Below are 16,373 nucleotides of genomic sequence, written 5' to 3'. Positions count from 1 at the left end.
CCAAGGAAAATCGGAACAAAAGGTGATCGGAGAGACTCTTCCCTTCTCCCCCTGTGGGAGAAGGTGGATCGGCGCGCAGCGCCGAGACGGATGAGGGGTGCTCCAGCGGAATGAGACGTTGGCGTTCCCTGGAACACCCCTCATCCGCCGCCTTCGGCGACACCTTCTCCCACAGGGGGAGAAGGGGAAGCTGGCGTTACGGCCTTCTGAACCCCGTTGGCCCGCCATAAAGATACCCGATGCGATCAACCGCGTCCTTCAGCCCCTCGCGCGACACCAGCATGGTGTGGCCATTGGCGTGGATCATCGTTTCGGCGTCGGTCATGATCGCGACGTGGCCCTTCCAGAACACCAGGTCGCCGCGCTTCAGCCCGGCGAAATCCGGGCCCGGATCGAGCGGCTCGCCGAGGCCTGCCGCCTGCATGTCGGAATCGCGCAGCACATTTTGGCCAGCCATGCGCATGGCCAGCTGCACCAGGCCCGAACAGTCGATGCCGAAGCCAGAGGTGCCGCCCCAGAGATAGGGCGTGCCGAGAAACATCTCAGCCACCGCGACGTAGTCGGCAGCCACGTCACCGAGCGGCTGCAGATGGCCGGCGATCAGCGCTTCGCCGGAGGACAGCAGCGCATAGTGCGTGCCGCGCGTCTCGGCAGCACCCGTCACCGTCACTGTCGAGCCCATCGACAACTGGCCGCTGATCGGGAAGCGCAGATCCGGGCCGGGATAGAGGAAGGTGCGCGGAGCCGCGACAATATGGGTTGGCGCATGCTCGCGTGCGCCCAGCATAGTGCCGCCGACGTAGCCGACATAGCCGTCGCGTTCGGCCTGGACCCATGCCCAGCCCTCGGCTTCCTCGAAGACAAGCACATCGTCGCCGAACAGAACCTGCGTGTTGACGCCAGCGTCGCCGCGCGGCGCCTTGCGGATATCGGCCACGGAGGCAGTGATGCGCGCCGGACGGCCGGTGACAAAGCGATCAGCCGAAACCTCGCCTTTCAGCCTGGCGTCGGCGAGGTCGGAACGGAAGGCGTGAAGGCGGGCATCCCTGGCGGTCAAATCAGCAATCCAGCTATTGGGTAATGGTCAGATGGGCAGTTCGTGGGCCCGGGCAACAATACCATCGCCGAAGCGCTCGACAAAGAGCGCGCCTTCGACCGTGCGCCGGATCAGCACGTTGCGCTTGTCGAGCTCATCGCGATGGCGCGACACCAGCTTCAGCGCGCCCATCGTATCGAGCGCGCGGGTGATGACCGGCTTGGTGACATTGAGGCGGGCTGCCAGGCCGCGCACCGTATGCGGCGGCGGGTCGAGATAGATCGTGAACAGGATCGCCGTCTGGCGCATGGTGAGATCGGGCGCATCATCGCGCACCTGTGACAGCATCACCTGCTGCCACAGTCGCATCGCCTGGCTCGGACGCATCGAAATCGACATCGCCCGAGCATGACGGCAAATTGTTTCGGTTCCGTTTCAGTTTGGAAGCCGTACGCCAGGCCTTACGACCTCAGGCATAACGCCTCGAAATGATCCGCTCCAGCGCACGGATGCCTTGCGCCTCGCCGCCGGCAGGGCCGTAGGGGCGGTCGGACGGGTTCCAGGCGAAGATGTCGAAATGCGCCCAACCCGCTGTTCGTTCGACAAAGCGTTTGAGGAACAGCGCCGCGGTGACCGAGCCGGCAAAACCGTCCGTGGTGACATTGTTGATGTCGGCGATCTTCGACGCCAGCCTGGTGTCGTAGGGCCGCCACAGCGGCATGCGCCACAACGGATCCTCTACGGCCACCGAGGCCGCCGCCAGTTCGGACGCCAGCGCTTCATCGCCGGTGTAGAAAGGCGGCAGGTCTGGCCCGAGCGCGACACGCGCGGCCCCGGTCAGCGTTGCCATGTCGATCAACAGTTCAGGCTCCTCGTCGTCGGCCAGCGCCAGTGCATCCGCCAACACCAGCCGCCCTTCGGCGTCGGTGTTGCCGATCTCGACGGTGATGCCCTTGCGGCTGGTCAGCACATCGCCGGGCCGGAAAGCATTGCCGGCAATCGAATTCTCGACCGCCGGGATCAGGACGCGCAGCCGGACCTTCAGTCCGGCGGCCATGATCATCGAGGCAAGGCCCAACACATTGGCGGCGCCGCCCATGTCCTTCTTCATCAACAGCATGCCCGACGACGGCTTGATGTCGAGGCCACCAGTATCGAAACAGACGCCCTTGCCGACCAGCGTCACCTTCGGTGCGCCTTCCGGTCCCCAAATCATGTCGATCAGGCGCGGCGCGCCGACTGAGGCGCGGCCGACCGCGTGGATCATTGGAAAATTCTGCTTCAGGAGATCATCGCCCCTGATCACCGACACTTCGGCCTTGTGAGTGGCCGCCAGCGTCCGCACGGCCTTCTCCAACTCGTCCGGCCCCATGTCGCTGGTCGGCGTGTTGACTAGATCGCGTGCCAGGAAGACGCCGTCGGCGATGCGGCGGACACGTCCTGGATCCACGCCAGGCGGCAGCGCAAAGCGTAGCGCCTTGCCTGATTTCTTGCCGTAACGGGTGAAGACATAGCCGCCGAGAAGCAAGGCTATGGCCGCGAGCTCCGGCTCGGCATGCGCCGAGGCAAGGTGCCAGTCGCCTTCCGGCAGGGCTCTCGCCAGCGCACCGATGGCCAGCGCGCCCTCGCCTTCGCCGATACCGAACAGGGCGCCGGCGAGCGCGCCGTCTTCGCCGGGCACTGCAAGTGTCCTGCCGGCTTCGCCGGAAAAGCCGTTGGCGGCCGCCCAGGCGATCGTGGAGAGCGAAAGCCCCAAGGCTTGCAGTCCATCCCTCGCGACCAGATGGACCGGCAAGGCAGTGTTTAGTGTCTCGACGAGTTCGACGGGCATTCGATGGTCTCCGGCGCAGGCTTGCAAGTCGTCCCCAGTCACCTGACAGGGACGTCGAATGATTTCAACATCTATGCACAGAGGCCAGCTATGGGAAAATGCCAAGCCAATGGCTTCCGGCGGGCCGTGTACCGATCTCAACGGGCCGCTTTTTAACTATCCGTTAGGGTTAACAGAATATTTCTGGGGGAATGAAGATGGCCACGCAATGGCCGCGCGCAGGAATGGAGAGCCCCGTGCCGATGCCGACCAACCGCAGGATGAACGTCACGGGCAAACGGTTGGTCACCACGGCGTTGCTGATGGCGCTCGCGGCCGGTGTTGCCGGGTGCGGAACCAGCAAGCTCACGACCGGCTCGATCGGGCGCACCAGCGGCAAACCGCTGGAAACCATGTCGGCCAGCGAGTTGCACAGCGCGACCACGCGGCTGGGCGAATCCTATGCAAAGAATCCCAACGACAAGCGGCTGGCGACAAATTTTGCGGCGGCGTTGCAGATGGACGGCGATGCCGACCAGTCGCTTGCCGTGATGCGCAAGCTGGCGATCGCCTACCCCAAGGATCGCGACGTGCTCGCCGCCTATGGCAAGGCGCTCGCCGCCAACGGCCAGTTCGAGTCCGCGCTCGACGCGGTGCGCCGGGCGCAGACGCCGGAATATCCGGACTGGCGGCTGATGTCGGCGGAGGCCGCCATTCTCGACCAGATCGGCCAGAAAGATGAAGCGCGCCAGAACTATCGCAAGGCGCTGGACCTAAAGCCGAACGAACCCTCGATTCTTTCCAATCTCGGCATGTCCTATGTGCTGGAAGGCGATCTGCGCACAGCCGAGACCTATATGCGCTCGGCCGCCCAGCAACCGAACGCCGACAGCCGGGTGCGCCAGAACCTGGCGCTGGTGGTGGGACTTCAGGGCCGTTTCGACGAGGCCGAGAAGATCGCCTCGCAAGAGCTTTCGCCCGAACAGGCGCAAGCCAATGTGGCCTACCTTCGCCAGATGCTTGCCCAGCAGAACGCGTGGAGCCAGCTCAAGGATCAGGACAAGGGTAAGCCGGCGACCAACTGAGCGCCGAATACACCTCCGCGCAGCGCAAAATCCATCCACATCAAAGCTGAAAAACCGAGAGCCGCATTGCATTAGCAACGCGGCTCTTTTGTATGGCTGCAACGAGGCCTACTGGCTTGAGGAATTGTGCTGGTCGCCAAAGATGCCGCGCTGGCTGACTTGCATGCCGGCTGGTCCAAGAATGATGGCGAACAAGACCGGCAGGAAGAACAGGATCATCGGCACGGTGAGCTTCGGCGGCAGGGCGGCGGCCTTCTTCTCGGCGGCATTCATGCGCATGTCACGACTTTCCGAGGCCAGCACACGCAATGCGTGCGCCACGGGAGTGCCGTAGCGCTCGGCCTGGACCAGCGCCTGGGACACCGACTTCACCGATTCCAGGCCGGTACGAGCCGCGAGGTTTTCATAAGCCTGCTTGCGTTCCTGCAGATAAGAGAGTTCGGCATTGGTCAGCACGAACTCCTCCGCCAACGCCACCGACTGCGAGCCGATCTCATCGGCGACCCTGCGCATTGCAGCCTCTACCGACATGCCCGACTCAACGCAGATCAGCATCAGGTCGAGCGCATCCGGCCACGCCCGCTGGATCGACTGCTTGCGCTTGGCGGCACGGTTGTTGACGTAAAGGATCGGCGCGTAGAAGCCGGCATAGGCGACAAGGATGCAGACGAACACTTTCACGAAAGCCGGCCGGTCCGGCAGCCCGCCGAGCACGAACAGATAGATCGCCGCCAGCGCGAAGCCGACAAAGGGCAGGACCAGGCGGAAAAACAGGAAGCGCGTCAGCGGGTTCTGGCCACGAAAGCCCGCCACTTTGAGCTTCTGCAGCGTGCCTTCATCGGCCAGCGCACGCCGCAGGTCCAGCCTGTCGACGATATTGCGCATGCCGATCGACTGTTCCTCGCGCAGGCCCTTGCGGCGGCGATCGGCTTCGTTGGCCAGCCGCGCGCGCTGCTTGGCGCGCAGTTCGTCACGCTCCAGCGCCACCGATTTCATGCGTGCCTTGAGCTGGTTGCCGCCTAGGGCCGGCAGCAGCGTGAAGACGGTCGCGAACACCGCGATGCCGACCAGCAATGCGATCAGGAAGGCAGGATCGGTCAGCGATTTGACGACTTGGTCGGTCATTCGTTTTCAGTCTTTTCGTTCGAGCTTTCCGAAGTCGGGCCTAAACCTCGAAGTTCATCATCTTGCGCATCACCAGAATGCCTATCGACATCCAGACACCGGAACAGCCCAGGATCAGATTGCCGGTGCTGGTGGTGAACAACGGCATGATGTAATTCGGGCTCGACAGGTAGACGAGAAGGGCCACGACAAACGGCAGCGCGCCGATGATGACGGCCGACGCCTTTGCTTCCATGGACAGCGCCTGGACCTTGGCCTTCATCTTCTTGCGATCGCGAAGCACGCGCGAAAGGTTGCCCAGCGCCTCGGAGAGATTGCCGCCGGCCTGCGACTGGATCTGGATGACGATGCCGAAGAAGCTTGCCTCGCTGCACGGCATGGTTTCGGCCATGCGCAAGGTGGCATCGGGAATGGACATGCCAACCTGCTGTGAATCGACTATGCGGCGGAACTCGGTCTTGACCGGCTCCGGCGATTCATTGGCGATCAGGCGAATGGCGTCGTTGAGCGGCAGCCCGGATTTGACGGCACGCACGATGATGTCGAGGGCGTTGGGAAATTCGTTGAGGAACGCCTTGACCCGGCGCGCGCGGCGAAACGAGACGAACCAGCGCGGCAGGCCGAGCGCGCCGGCCAGCAGCGCGCCTGGCAGAACCAGCATCGGCGCCCCGGCGAAATAGGCAAGCGCCGTCAGCGCGATGCCGCAAAAGACGGAGTAGAGATAGAAACGCTCCATCGAGACCTGCATGCCGGCCTGTCGAATCTGTGCCTTCAGCGGTGGCTTCTTGACAACGCGTTCGTTGGTCTTCTGCTTTTCATCGAGCTGTTTCAGCGAATCCTGAACGGATTTGCGCCGCTTGACCGCCTCCGCGACACGGTCGCGTGAAGCCTTGACGACCGAACGATCGGTCTCGGCGGCCTTGATCGTCTCGAGCCGCTTGCCGGCCTGCTTCTCGTTGCTCATCTGGGTGAACAAGAATGCATAGGCGACCGCGCCGGCGCTGAAGCCGGCGAGCACGATGAACGCCAGTACGGTGGTGTCAATTCCGAACATCAACCTCGGTCCCCACGCCTCCAGATGCGTCAGTCAGCGCGTTTCTCCATCGATTCCAGCGCATTGGCGAGGCGCTGTTCCTCGCCATAGTAGCGGGCGCGATCCCAGAAATGCGGACGGCCGATGCCGGTCGACACATGCTCGCCAAGCAGCCTTCCGTTCGAGTCCTCGCCCTTGATGTTGTAGAGCACGATATCCTGCGTGATGATAACGTCGCCTTCCATGCCGATCACCTCGGTGATGTGGGTGATGCGGCGCGACCCGTCACGAAGGCGTGCTGCCTGGATGATGACATCGATGGAGCCGACGACGATTTCGCGTACGGTCTTCTGCGGCAGTGAATAGCCGCCCATGGCGATCATCGATTCGATACGGTTCAGGCATTCGCGCGGGCTGTTGGAGTGGATCGTTCCCATCGAACCGTCATGGCCGGTGTTCATCGCCTGCAGCAGGTCGAAAACCTCCGGTCCGCGCACTTCGCCGACGATGATGCGTTCAGGCCGCATGCGCAGGCAGTTCTTGACCAGGTCGCGCATGGTCACCTCGCCTTCGCCCTCGAGATTAGGCGGGCGGGTTTCGAGACGCACCACATGCGGCTGCTGCAGTTGCAGCTCGGCCGAGTCCTCGCATGTGATGACGCGTTCCTCGCGGTCGATATAGTTGGTCAGGCAGTTGAGCAGCGTCGTCTTGCCGGAGCCGGTACCGCCGGAGATGACGATGTTGCAGCGGACGCGGCCGATGATCTTGAGGATCTCGGCGCCGTGCGGCGAGATGGCGCCGAACTTGACCAGCTGATCGAGCGTCAGCTTGTCCTTCTTGAACTTGCGGATGGTGAGCGCGGTGCCGTCGATGGACAGCGGCGGGGCGATGACGTTGACGCGGGAGCCGTCGGGCAGGCGGGCGTCGCAGATCGGGCTCGATTCGTCGACGCGGCGGCCAACCTGGCTGACGATGCGCTGGCAGATATTGAGCAGCTGCTGATTGTCGCGGAAGCGGATGCCGGTCTGTTCGACCTTGCCGTTGACTTCGATGTAGACGTTCTTGGAGCCGTTGACCATGATGTCGGCGATATCGTCGCGGGCGAGCAACGGCTCCAGCGGGCCGTAGCCAAGCACATCGTTGCAGATGTCTTCGAGCAGCTCTTCCTGCTCGGCAATCGACATTGCGAAATTTTTGATGGCGATGATGTCGTTGACGATATCGCGGATTTCTTCGCGCGCGCTCTCGGGATCGAGCTTGGCGAGCTGCGACAGGTCGATGGTGTCGATGAGCGCGGAGAAGACCTGGCTCTTGGTGTCGTAGTAGGTCTCGCTGCGTTCGCGCTGGACCTTTCTTGCCGGCTCCGGCGCCATTGGCGGCGCCTCAACAGCGCGGCGAGCGGGCGGCATTGCCGGCGCAGCAGACGGCGGCGCTGCGGCTGGCCGAGCAAGAACGGCCGTGTCCGCAGGCTTTGCAGCCGCCGGCGCCGCGGGCGGCGGTGCTGGCTGACGGAATTCCGGGGTGGACCGGCTGCCGTCGTCGGAGCCTCTTTTACCAAACATGATCGACTACCAATTCCGCTTGAGAAGCGTCATTTCTTGTTACGCGAGAGCTTGCCGAGCAGGCCGCCAAGGCCTGCCTTCTTCTTGGCCTTGATTTCGCTGCGACCGGTCAGCACATGCGCGATTTCATTGATCATCCCGACGACCGCGCTCTTGGCATCCATCTCGCCCAGCATGCGGCCGTTGTTGGCGGCGTTTCCAAACAGCAACGGGTCGAAGGCGATAACCGACATCGGCGTGATGCCGAGCGGCTCGGCGAAGTCGGAAGCGGAGATCTCGGGTCGTTTCGGCACGCCGGCCTGGTTGATGATGAGCTTCGGCGGCGGATCGTTCGGGCGAAGCCTGCTCAGCATATCGACCAGGTTCTTGGTGTTGCGCAGATTGGCCAGTTCCGGTGTGGCCGTAATGACGATCTCGTCGGCCTTGATCAACGTGTTCTTGGTCCAGCCGGTCCAGACATGGGGGACGTCGAGCACCAGCAGCGGCACGCTGCGCTGCGCGGTGTCGATGAGTTGCGTGAAGGCTTCGGGATCAAAGTCATAGACCCGTTCGAGAGTGGAGGGCGCGGCAAGCAACGACAGATGCTCGGCACACTGGGCAAGCAGCCGGTCGAGATAGACCTCGTCGACGCGTTCGGGCGAAAACACGGCCTCGGCGATGCCTTGCGCCGGGTCCTGATCGAAATTTATGTTGGCCGTCCCGAAAGCCAGGTCGAGATCGGCGACGACCACTTCCGACTTGAACAGCGATGACATCGCCCACGCCACATTGTGGGCAATGGTCGAGGAGCCGACGCCGCCCTTGGCGCCGATGAAGGCGAGCGAACGGCCGATCGGCTCGGCTTCCGGATCGACGAAGATCGACGACACCACGGAGACGACATCGGCCATCGACACCGGCGCGATGACATATTCGGAAATACCGAAGCGGATGAGTTCGCGGTAAAGCCCGACATCGTTATAGTGGCCGATCACCACGACTTTCGAGGAGGGATCGCAATACTCGGAAAGCTGGGCAAGCTGCTCCAGCAATTGCTTGGGTTCGCTGCGCGATTCCAGCAGGATCAGGTTCGGCGTCGGCGCCGACTGGTAGAATTCGATCGCCGTGGCGATGCCGCCCATATGCACTTTCAGATGCGCCTTCGCCATACGGCGATCCTCACCGGCCCGCTCGACCGGATGCGCGACACCTTCGGTCTCGCAAAATGCCTGTATCGAAATACGCGGGACCGGCCGCAGCGCCTGCATGGCGGCAATATCCGATTGCGAGCTATCGCCGCCGTCTACGGGCGTGTCGTAGGCAAGATTGGTCATCGTCATGCTCTTTCCGTGACTTCTCTTTTCAGTCTCTACGAGGGGCTGGCGCTCCTAGTACGTCACTTCCGAATTGCCGAGGAACTCGTCCGAAATGCCTCTGCCGCGATAGACGTCGATCACCGCGCCGCGGTTTTCGGCGTCGATATCGGTCGACTTTCTTGGCCCGAGCAGATCGGCCGGATTGGCGAGCTGTGCGGCGAGATTGTTCTGAGACGAGCAGCCGTAATCGGCGTAGTGCTTGTTTTCCGAGGACTCCAGAATATCTGCGGGCCAGCGCCCGCATTTGTCGGTCTGGGCCCTCACTGAAATATAGGAGACGCGGATAGGCGCCGAGGCTTCCGGGGAAATCGACTGATAGGAGGTCACGACGATCCGGTTTCGCTTGATGCCGCTGGCAATCGCCAGCCTGGCGAAATCGCGCGCCGCGGCAGTCGCTGCCACCTCGTTGGCCGAGCCGATCGGGGTTGCGATCGTCAGCGCCGGGGCGGCGCTCTTGTCGTAGCCGTCGAGGAAGCCCAGAAGCGTGTCGCGCTGCGAGCCGGTCATGCCGCGATCACCGGCGCCGACCGGAAGGTCGATCTTCTGGTTCTTCTCGGCAATCACGATCGGATGCGTGGTGCGATAGTCATCAGGGATTGCCCCAACCGTGATGCTGTCGCGCTTGGCGCAACCGGCGAGCGAGGCCGCGATCGCGATCGCCAGGATCGGTATTGCCGATCGGCGGATCCGGGCACCACCGGACCGCGCTGTTACGGCGACCGCCATTGCCTTCGATGCTGACTGAGACATGTCCGCTCTCCGCTTACTTGTAGATGAAGCCGACAACGCCGTGGTAGCGGCCGTTGGGCTTGTCGGTCTGCATGGTGCCGTAGACGCGGTTGACGCGGCCAAGGAACATGGCCGGGCCATCGCCGGCGGCGTTGAAATTGTCGTCAGGCTTGGCCAGGTCGTTGCGCGCCACCGGCCGCGCCAGATAGGGGGTGATGATGATCACCAGCTCGCTTTCGTTGCGGACGAAATCGCGGCTGCGGAACAGCGTGCCGAGCACCGGGATCTTGGCCAGGCCCGGCAATCCCGATACGGCCTGGCGAACGTCGTCTCGAACCAGGCCGGCGATCATCATCGAGCCGCCTGACGGCAATTCGACGGTGGTGTCGGCAAGCCGCTTGCGGATTGACAGGAGCGTTGTGCCGGGCAAGTTGGCGGCGCCTTCCAGGGTGGTAGCACCTTCCATGGTCGGCTCAGACACGGATGTCCTGACCTTGAGGCTGATCCGGCCCGCCGACAGCACAACGGGCTGGAACTCGAGGCCGATGCCGTATTCGAGTTTTTCGTTGGTGTAGGTTACCTGGCCGGTCTGGTTGTCGGTCGAAACGTTGTTCGTACGTGCGGTGATAAGATTGAATTCGCCGCCGGCCCTGAACGTTGCCTTCTCGCCCGAAACCGCCGTGAGGGTCGGTTCGGCAAGCGTCTTCATGACGCCGCTTTGCTCCATGGCGTTGATGTAGGCTTGAAGGCCATTGCCTTTCCCGTCACCCAGCAGATTCAGCGCCGAATTCTGCGAAAGCGGTTTGCCCAGCCCGTAGTTGGGCGAACTCAGCGCACCGTAGGAAATGCCGTCGATGGTGCCGTTGCCGACCATATTGACGCCGAGCTGCTTCATCACCGAGCGGCTGACTTCGGCCACGGTCACCTTCAGCGTCACCTGGTCGTCGCCGATGATCTGCAGCAGGTTGACGATCTTCGAGACCCGGCGCTCGGCATCCGGATTGTTGATGTCGACGCCGCCATTGGCATTGCCACCGGCCGCGGTCTGCGAATACTGGCCGGTCGTCGCCTCACCGCCGGACACGAAGATGGTTGCCAGATCGACGGCGCGTTTGGCATCTAGCGGCGTATCCACGGTGCCGGTCAGGACGACGTTGTCGTTCAGCAACTCGACCTTGATGTCGGCCGTCGGCAGAAAGCGCTTGAGATAGTCGTCCAACCCGGCGACGTCGCGTTCGACGGCCAGATCGAGGCTGACGATCTGCTCGCCATTGGGACCGAAGACGAAGATGTTGGTTTCGCCCACTGCCTTGCCAAACAGATAGATGCGCCTTGCCGTGCGCGTCACCGCATCGGCGACCGCGGGGTTGGCGACAAGGATGTCGTAGGCGTCGCTTGGCAGGTCGATGACCACCGATTTGTTGAGGCCGAGCTTGACGCGTTGCGTGGCCGTTGAAGCCGTGACACCGGCGCTCTTGCCGGCGGCCTTGGCCTCGAGGAGGCCGCTTGCATGGGCGCCGAGGAAAAGCAGGCCGATTGCCGCAGCCATGGTGACCGGCAGTTTAGCGATTAACCTCATTTCCTTGCCCCTACTTCGGAAACTTCGCCCGATTTGATCAACCGCACCGTTCCGCGCCGCCCATTGCCGGAAACGAGGTAGTCGGCTTCATCGGTGCCTTTTTCCTTGTTGTCGATGATCGAGCGCAGCGCCAGCGTCAGGCGGTCGGCCATCTGCTGGGCGACAGTGATGATCTCGGCCTGCTGCGGCGTAAGCTCCAGCGTCGCCGTCTGTCCGACCCTGGTCTTCTTGCCTTCCTCGTCCTCCTGGATGGTCTGGTCGATCGCCAGGACGCGGATGTTCTTGAGGATGGTTTCTGTGGTGAATCCGCTGCCGGCGTTGCCGGTGTCGGATCTGCGGGTCATGATGACGTCGACAAAATCGTTGGGCAGGATAAAGCCGCCTGCCGACGTATCGGCCGAGATCGCGGTGGCGACGGCCCGCTTGCCGGTGGGCAGGATCGACGACATGAAGCTCTGCCCCTCGCCGATCAGCTTGGAGCGCCGCAGCGGCTCACCGGTGTACATCGCGACGCGGGCGACCGAGCCTTTCAGCTTATCCAGCGCGTCGGGTTCGACGGCACGGGTGATGAAATTCGCGTTGATCCCTTCGGCCGGCCAGGACTCCCAGCTGATGTTGTTCTCAAGCGGACTGCCCATGGCGACGTCGCCGGAAAGCACGAGCACATCCTGCAAGGCGATTGCAGGCGCCTGAGGCGCGTCGACAACGACCTGCTGGGGCGGCGAGACCGCCACCATGTTCTTCGCAACGTAACCTGCACCACCCGCCGCAGCCACCGCCACGCCCAGAATGATCAGTCGGGATGCTGGCATCTGTCCGAACCCTCGCCTTTAGGCAATACACCTAGCCAAGGCCGGACTTTGCAGCGGCAATCGTCAAAACAAGGTTAATGTAATGCTTACGATCGTGATTAATTTAAGGTTTACATAAATTAGACGCATCCAACGCTGCGACAAACAAAAAGGCGGCCAAGCCGCCTCTTTTCACCGATCCCGGAGCGGCAAAGAGGCTCGCTGTATCAGGCCGCCAGCCTTGCTAGTGCCCATACCATCAAAGGTGAATCCGGATAGGTCAGCAGCCCGCCAATGCCGAGTGCAATGCCGTAGGGAACGCCGGTCGTGTCGTCGGCGAAATGGCGCAGGAACGGATTGTGGCTGGTGTAAGTCGCCAGCGGCGATTTCCGATAGACAAGGATGGCGAGCGTCAGCAGGCCACCGATGAACGTCGAGATCACCAGATACTCGACGAGGTGAGGGTTGAACCCCATCCAGACGGCGGTGCCGGCGAGCAGCTTGGCGTCGCCGCCCCCCATGCCGCCAAGCGCAAACAGACCGAACGTCACGGCCAGCACCAGGGCGCCGGCAGCGAAATGCCAGCCATAGGTTGCCCAGTCCATGCCCGTCAGCGGCGCAACCAGGGCAAACACCGCCAGCAGCAACACCGGTACGCGGTTGGCGATCGTCATCGACAGCATGTCGGAGATCGCGGCAAAGAGCATGCAGAAGGGAAAGACGACAAAGATCAGGGCTTCAAGCATCGGCGCGGCGCCTTGGTCAAATTGTATCGGACTTCAGCCTAGACAGGTTCGATTAACGATTGATGAGGCAGCGATCTCAAATTTACTGGTTTCGCCTGCGAATTGCGGATTCAGATCCTGCGCATCGCACAAATGAAACAAGGGCCGCAAAGAGCGGCCCTTGTTCCCAAACAATCGTTGATCCGTAAGTATTACGGAGCGTTGCCGGTCGAGACGGCAGTGGCGATGTCATTGAACTTGACGCCCAGGGCGTTGCCGAGCGAACCAGCACCGACCATGATGGCAAGCGCGATGAGAGCGGCGATCAGACCGTATTCGATAGCGGTCGCGCCGGACTCGTCCTTCACGAAACGTGCGATGAGATTAGACATTCGAGAGCTCCTACTCCACGTGTTACAGCACTTCCGTCAACTTCTGTGGTGGTTGATCGGATGCTGCCAATCTAGGGAGAAGCTCTTTCAATCGGCTTAATAAACAGCCTTACCGATTCCTTTCGCGCTTCGAACAGCGTGCGTGGTTAACCGTAAACTAAACGCCTGACAGCGGCTCGCCGGCCCGTCAAAAGGCCGCGAAAGCTAGGGCTTCGCGGCTATCGGCAGGACGCTCTTTATATTAGCTAGCTGCAAAATACGTGGGGATATCCCAGCCCCGGTCATCGGCTTAACCGTTGGTTCACCAATCTCGTTCATGTTCCGTTGAACAAGTTTGCCGTGGAGCGCCTCGATGACCGCCATGAAATCGTCATTCCTGCTTGCCGCGCTCCTCGCCGTCCCGGCTTTTGTGCTGCCGGCCAAGGCCGGAGCCGGCATCGAAGTCACGATGAACCAGGCCAAGATCGTCAAATTGACACGCCCAGCCGACACCATCGTCATCGGCAATCCGGCGATTGCCGATGCCTCCGTCCAGGATGCATCGACCATCGTGCTGACGGGCAAGGGGTTCGGCGTCACCAATCTGGTTGTGCTCGATCAGGATGGTAGCCCAATCGTCGACGAGCAGGTAACCGTGGTGCGCCAGGACGCATCGTCGGTGCGTATCTACAGGCGCGCTTCGGTACAGACCATGTCCTGCACGCCCTATTGCGAGAGCTCGTTCAAAAGCGAGTCGGAGAAGACCTCCGAAGCCGAAATGAGCGCCGGCCAGTAAGCGCCTGGGGTGCTCGCTGTTTCCCCGAAATGTCGCTTCGGTTAGCGGCGGGTTAATGCCTTCCCGCCGAATTTAGCGGTCATCCAAACCGGGCCTCAATGGGTTCTCGCTAAATGTGGCTGCTGGCACCGCATCAGGATCGGCAGGGACGGAACATGGGCGAGGATTCAACACCCGAAATCGGCAAGGCAAGTGCAGGACCGGCGAAGCTCGGCCGCCGCTTCCTTGGCGATCGTCGCGGCAGCACGGCGATAGAATTCGCCATGCTGGCGATCCCGTTTGCGCTTCTCGTCTTCGCCATCCTCGAGAGCTGCATTTCATTTGCCGGACAGGAGGTGATGGCCAACATCACCGACGACGTCGCACGCCAGGTGCGCACCGGCCAATTGAAGCCGACCGACCTGACCGGGACCAAGCTCAGGGACATCATTTGCACCCGGCTGGAGATCATGGTCGCCAAGACCTGCCCGGGCTTGCTGGTGGATCTGCGCGAATATCCGACCTTTGCCGATGCCGCCACGGCTGGCTTCAAGATCGTCGATGGCGAGATCGTGCTGACGCAAGGCACGAATTCGATGAGCTTCGCCGTGACGCCGGGCCTGGCGGAAACGAAGAACATGCTGAGGGTCTTCTACAAATGGCCGGTCATGACCGATTTCATGGCCAAGTCGATGGCCAATCTGAAAGACGGCAACACGCTGCATTTCGCATCCGTGACCTGGCAGAACGAACCGTTCGACGACTGAGAACTCAGCGTTATTTTGGCTTAAAGGGAAACAGGCATGTATCGTGCGGGGGCACATCAGGGATTTTCGGGTATCTGGGCAAGAGCGATGCGGTTCTGCTCGGATCGCCGCGGCATCGCGGCCATCGAGTTCGCCTTCATCGTGCCTGTGCTCCTGATCATGTATTTCGTAACCATGGAGGCCTCGCAGGCCATCGAGACCAGCAAGAAGGTCAGCCGCATCGGCTCCATGGTTGCGGATCTGATCACACAGCAGCAGACAGTCGTGGCCGCCGACATCGATGCGATCATGAAGATCGGCACCTCGACCCTGCAGCCCTACAACCGCTCAACGCCGACGATCATCGTCACGGCGATACAGGTCACGACCGAGACGCCGCCGAACGTAAAGGTCGTGTGGTCGCGCAAGCTGGTCGAGGGCTCATATATCGTCGACGCCGCCAAGGACACCATCACGACAGTCCCCGCAACGCTCAGGATCGCTGACACTTTCCTCATCCGCGTCGAAAGCCAGCTCGCCTACAAGCCCATCGTCACCTGGTCTGCCGACAGCGAAAAGCGGCTTGGTCTGACCTCGGCCTTCGACAAGATAACGATGGGCGAGACCTATTACCTCAGGCCGCGCCGAAGCACGACGATCCCCTGCAGCAACTGCTGAAGCGCCGGACTTATTGACGGCTGCTGTCCGACAGCAGGCGCACGATGGCTGTTGCCATCGCATAGTCGCCAGAGGCGGCTGATATGAAGCCGCCGGAATGTTTCGATTCCACGAAATCGTAGACTTCCGGCGACTGCGATCTGAGATTGGTGAGGAAGACGGTCAGCCGGCGTTTGGCTTCGGGGTCGAGATCGCTGCGGACGGCGTGGGGACCATATCTCAGCACAGCGGAGGTCCAGATGGTCTGGAGCGCGGCTTTCGGAATTCCTGCCGCCTCCAGCCGCTCCGCCGTGCCGTCCGGATCGGCCGGCTGATCACCAGCAATCTCCGTCCGGTTTTCCACCGCGGCCCGCTCCCAGCCGAACACGGCATCGGCCTGGCCATCGACAAGCATCGCTTCGGCAGCGGCAGCCGAGCCGGCATGAGTGAGGAATGGCGCATCCTGGCTGATCTTGATGCCATCGGCCGCCAACCCGGCGAGCGGCAGGAGAGAACCGCCGACATTGTCGGAAGGCGCCATGGCGATGCGGTGCGTTTGCATGGCTGCGAGATCGGGAAGCTTGCCGTCGCGCGTCAAAAGCACGGAGCGGATGCCGTTGGCACCGTCGGCATCGACCGGCGCCACCAGAGCTTCGACGCAGCCGCAGCGCTCCGAGGCGGTGGCGTAGGCGGTTGCCGAATAGACCGCATACTGAATCCGGGCATTGGCCTGTGCCTCGATCAGCGCTGCATAGTCATGCGCGACGACGAATTCCACCTTCATGCCGAGTGCCTTGCCGTAGGCGTCTGTCAACAGGGCCAGACCCGGAACCGTGTTGCCGGCGCCCGGCTCGGCGACGATGCCGATCCGAAACGTCCCGATCTGGTCGCGCCAGTCGGCGTGCGCGGTGTGCGGCAAGGCCAGCAACGCCGCGGTGGTCGCCAATGCCCTCCAACCCGGCCCCATGGCGAGATTCGCCCGTCTCATCGTTTT

Annotated in this window: 17 protein-coding genes; 4 read left to right on the top strand and 13 right to left on the bottom strand. The window is 62.2% G+C overall.

Annotated elements, in window-relative coordinates:
* Window positions 1–196 precede the first annotated feature (196 nt).
* The 3 genes from AC1DYO_RS13975 to AC1DYO_RS13965 all read right to left on the bottom strand — a co-directional run bounded on the left by AC1DYO_RS13975 (window position 197) and on the right by AC1DYO_RS13965 (window position 2,867).
* A complete protein-coding gene (locus AC1DYO_RS13975; protein WP_477264058.1) occupies window positions 197–1,057 on the bottom strand; it encodes a C40 family peptidase in 861 nt (286 codons plus the stop codon).
* Between the two features lie 27 nt (window positions 1,058–1,084).
* Window positions 1,085–1,435: a MarR family winged helix-turn-helix transcriptional regulator gene (locus AC1DYO_RS13970; RefSeq protein WP_112393125.1), complete on the bottom strand. Its 351-nt coding sequence runs from the start codon at window positions 1,433–1,435 to the stop codon at window positions 1,085–1,087.
* A 70-nt stretch (window positions 1,436–1,505) separates the two neighbouring features.
* A complete protein-coding gene (locus AC1DYO_RS13965) occupies window positions 1,506–2,867 on the bottom strand; it encodes a leucyl aminopeptidase family protein (protein ID WP_477264055.1) in 1,362 nt (453 codons plus the stop codon).
* A 242-nt stretch (window positions 2,868–3,109) separates the two neighbouring features.
* On the opposite strand from AC1DYO_RS13965, the gene AC1DYO_RS13960 reads away from it, so the two are divergent.
* On the top strand, window positions 3,110–3,931 hold the full coding sequence (locus AC1DYO_RS13960) for a tetratricopeptide repeat protein (RefSeq protein ID WP_181056841.1): 822 nt from the start codon (window positions 3,110–3,112) through the stop codon (window positions 3,929–3,931).
* A 108-nt stretch (window positions 3,932–4,039) separates the two neighbouring features.
* Here AC1DYO_RS13960 and AC1DYO_RS13955 read toward each other — a convergent pair whose 3' ends face one another.
* The 9 genes from AC1DYO_RS13955 to AC1DYO_RS13915 all read right to left on the bottom strand — a co-directional run bounded on the left by AC1DYO_RS13955 (window position 4,040) and on the right by AC1DYO_RS13915 (window position 13,222).
* On the bottom strand, window positions 4,040–5,056 hold the full coding sequence (locus tag AC1DYO_RS13955) for a type II secretion system F family protein (RefSeq protein WP_477264053.1): 1,017 nt from the start codon (window positions 5,054–5,056) through the stop codon (window positions 4,040–4,042).
* 40 nt (window positions 5,057–5,096) lie between these two features.
* The gene (locus AC1DYO_RS13950) at window positions 5,097–6,110 is read right to left on the bottom strand and encodes a type II secretion system F family protein (RefSeq protein ID WP_477264051.1); all 1,014 of its coding nucleotides are present in this window, start codon (window positions 6,108–6,110) and stop codon (window positions 5,097–5,099) included.
* Between the two features lie 29 nt (window positions 6,111–6,139).
* Entirely contained in the window at window positions 6,140–7,651 is a 1,512-nt protein-coding gene (locus AC1DYO_RS13945; protein WP_477264049.1) for a CpaF family protein, read from the bottom strand.
* A gap of 29 nt (window positions 7,652–7,680) precedes the next feature.
* Window positions 7,681–8,964: a CpaE/TadZ family protein gene (locus AC1DYO_RS13940; protein WP_477264175.1), complete on the bottom strand. Its 1,284-nt coding sequence runs from the start codon at window positions 8,962–8,964 to the stop codon at window positions 7,681–7,683.
* Window positions 8,965–9,018: 54 nt separating this feature from the next.
* Complete coding sequence (locus tag AC1DYO_RS13935; protein ID WP_477264047.1) at window positions 9,019–9,756, bottom strand: CpaD family pilus assembly protein; 738 nt, start codon at window positions 9,754–9,756, stop codon at window positions 9,019–9,021.
* Between the two features lie 13 nt (window positions 9,757–9,769).
* On the bottom strand, window positions 9,770–11,314 hold the full coding sequence (locus tag AC1DYO_RS13930) for a type II and III secretion system protein family protein (RefSeq protein WP_477264045.1): 1,545 nt from the start codon (window positions 11,312–11,314) through the stop codon (window positions 9,770–9,772).
* Window positions 11,311–12,126 carry a Flp pilus assembly protein CpaB gene (gene cpaB, locus AC1DYO_RS13925; protein ID WP_477264043.1) on the bottom strand — a complete coding sequence of 272 codons (816 nt, stop codon included), beginning with the start codon at window positions 12,124–12,126 and terminating at the stop codon, window positions 11,311–11,313. Before cpaB ends, AC1DYO_RS13930 begins: the two co-directional genes overlap by 4 nt.
* A gap of 206 nt (window positions 12,127–12,332) precedes the next feature.
* Window positions 12,333–12,851 carry an A24 family peptidase gene (locus AC1DYO_RS13920; protein WP_181056287.1) on the bottom strand — a complete coding sequence of 173 codons (519 nt, stop codon included), beginning with the start codon at window positions 12,849–12,851 and terminating at the stop codon, window positions 12,333–12,335.
* A 191-nt stretch (window positions 12,852–13,042) separates the two neighbouring features.
* Window positions 13,043–13,222 carry a Flp family type IVb pilin gene (locus AC1DYO_RS13915; RefSeq protein ID WP_454576564.1) on the bottom strand — a complete coding sequence of 60 codons (180 nt, stop codon included), beginning with the start codon at window positions 13,220–13,222 and terminating at the stop codon, window positions 13,043–13,045.
* 352 nt (window positions 13,223–13,574) lie between these two features.
* Here AC1DYO_RS13915 and AC1DYO_RS13910 point away from each other — a divergent pair, with 352 nt between their 5' ends.
* The 3 genes from AC1DYO_RS13910 (at window position 13,575) to AC1DYO_RS13900 (ending at window position 15,400) form a co-directional block, all read left to right on the top strand.
* The gene (locus AC1DYO_RS13910) at window positions 13,575–13,997 is read left to right on the top strand and encodes a pilus assembly protein N-terminal domain-containing protein (protein ID WP_181056288.1); all 423 of its coding nucleotides are present in this window, start codon (window positions 13,575–13,577) and stop codon (window positions 13,995–13,997) included.
* A gap of 155 nt (window positions 13,998–14,152) precedes the next feature.
* A complete protein-coding gene (locus tag AC1DYO_RS13905) occupies window positions 14,153–14,743 on the top strand; it encodes a TadE/TadG family type IV pilus assembly protein (RefSeq protein ID WP_477264040.1) in 591 nt (196 codons plus the stop codon).
* Between the two features lie 36 nt (window positions 14,744–14,779).
* Window positions 14,780–15,400 carry a TadE/TadG family type IV pilus assembly protein gene (locus tag AC1DYO_RS13900; RefSeq protein ID WP_477264038.1) on the top strand — a complete coding sequence of 207 codons (621 nt, stop codon included), beginning with the start codon at window positions 14,780–14,782 and terminating at the stop codon, window positions 15,398–15,400.
* A 10-nt stretch (window positions 15,401–15,410) separates the two neighbouring features.
* Here AC1DYO_RS13900 and AC1DYO_RS13895 read toward each other — a convergent pair whose 3' ends face one another.
* A complete protein-coding gene (locus tag AC1DYO_RS13895; protein ID WP_477264173.1) occupies window positions 15,411–16,346 on the bottom strand; it encodes a phosphate/phosphite/phosphonate ABC transporter substrate-binding protein in 936 nt (311 codons plus the stop codon).
* Window positions 16,347–16,373 lie beyond the last annotated feature (27 nt).

It is taken from the genome of Mesorhizobium sp. P2_F5, from assembly GCF_056403715.1.
This window is presented reverse-complemented; position numbering and strand designations above follow the sequence as displayed.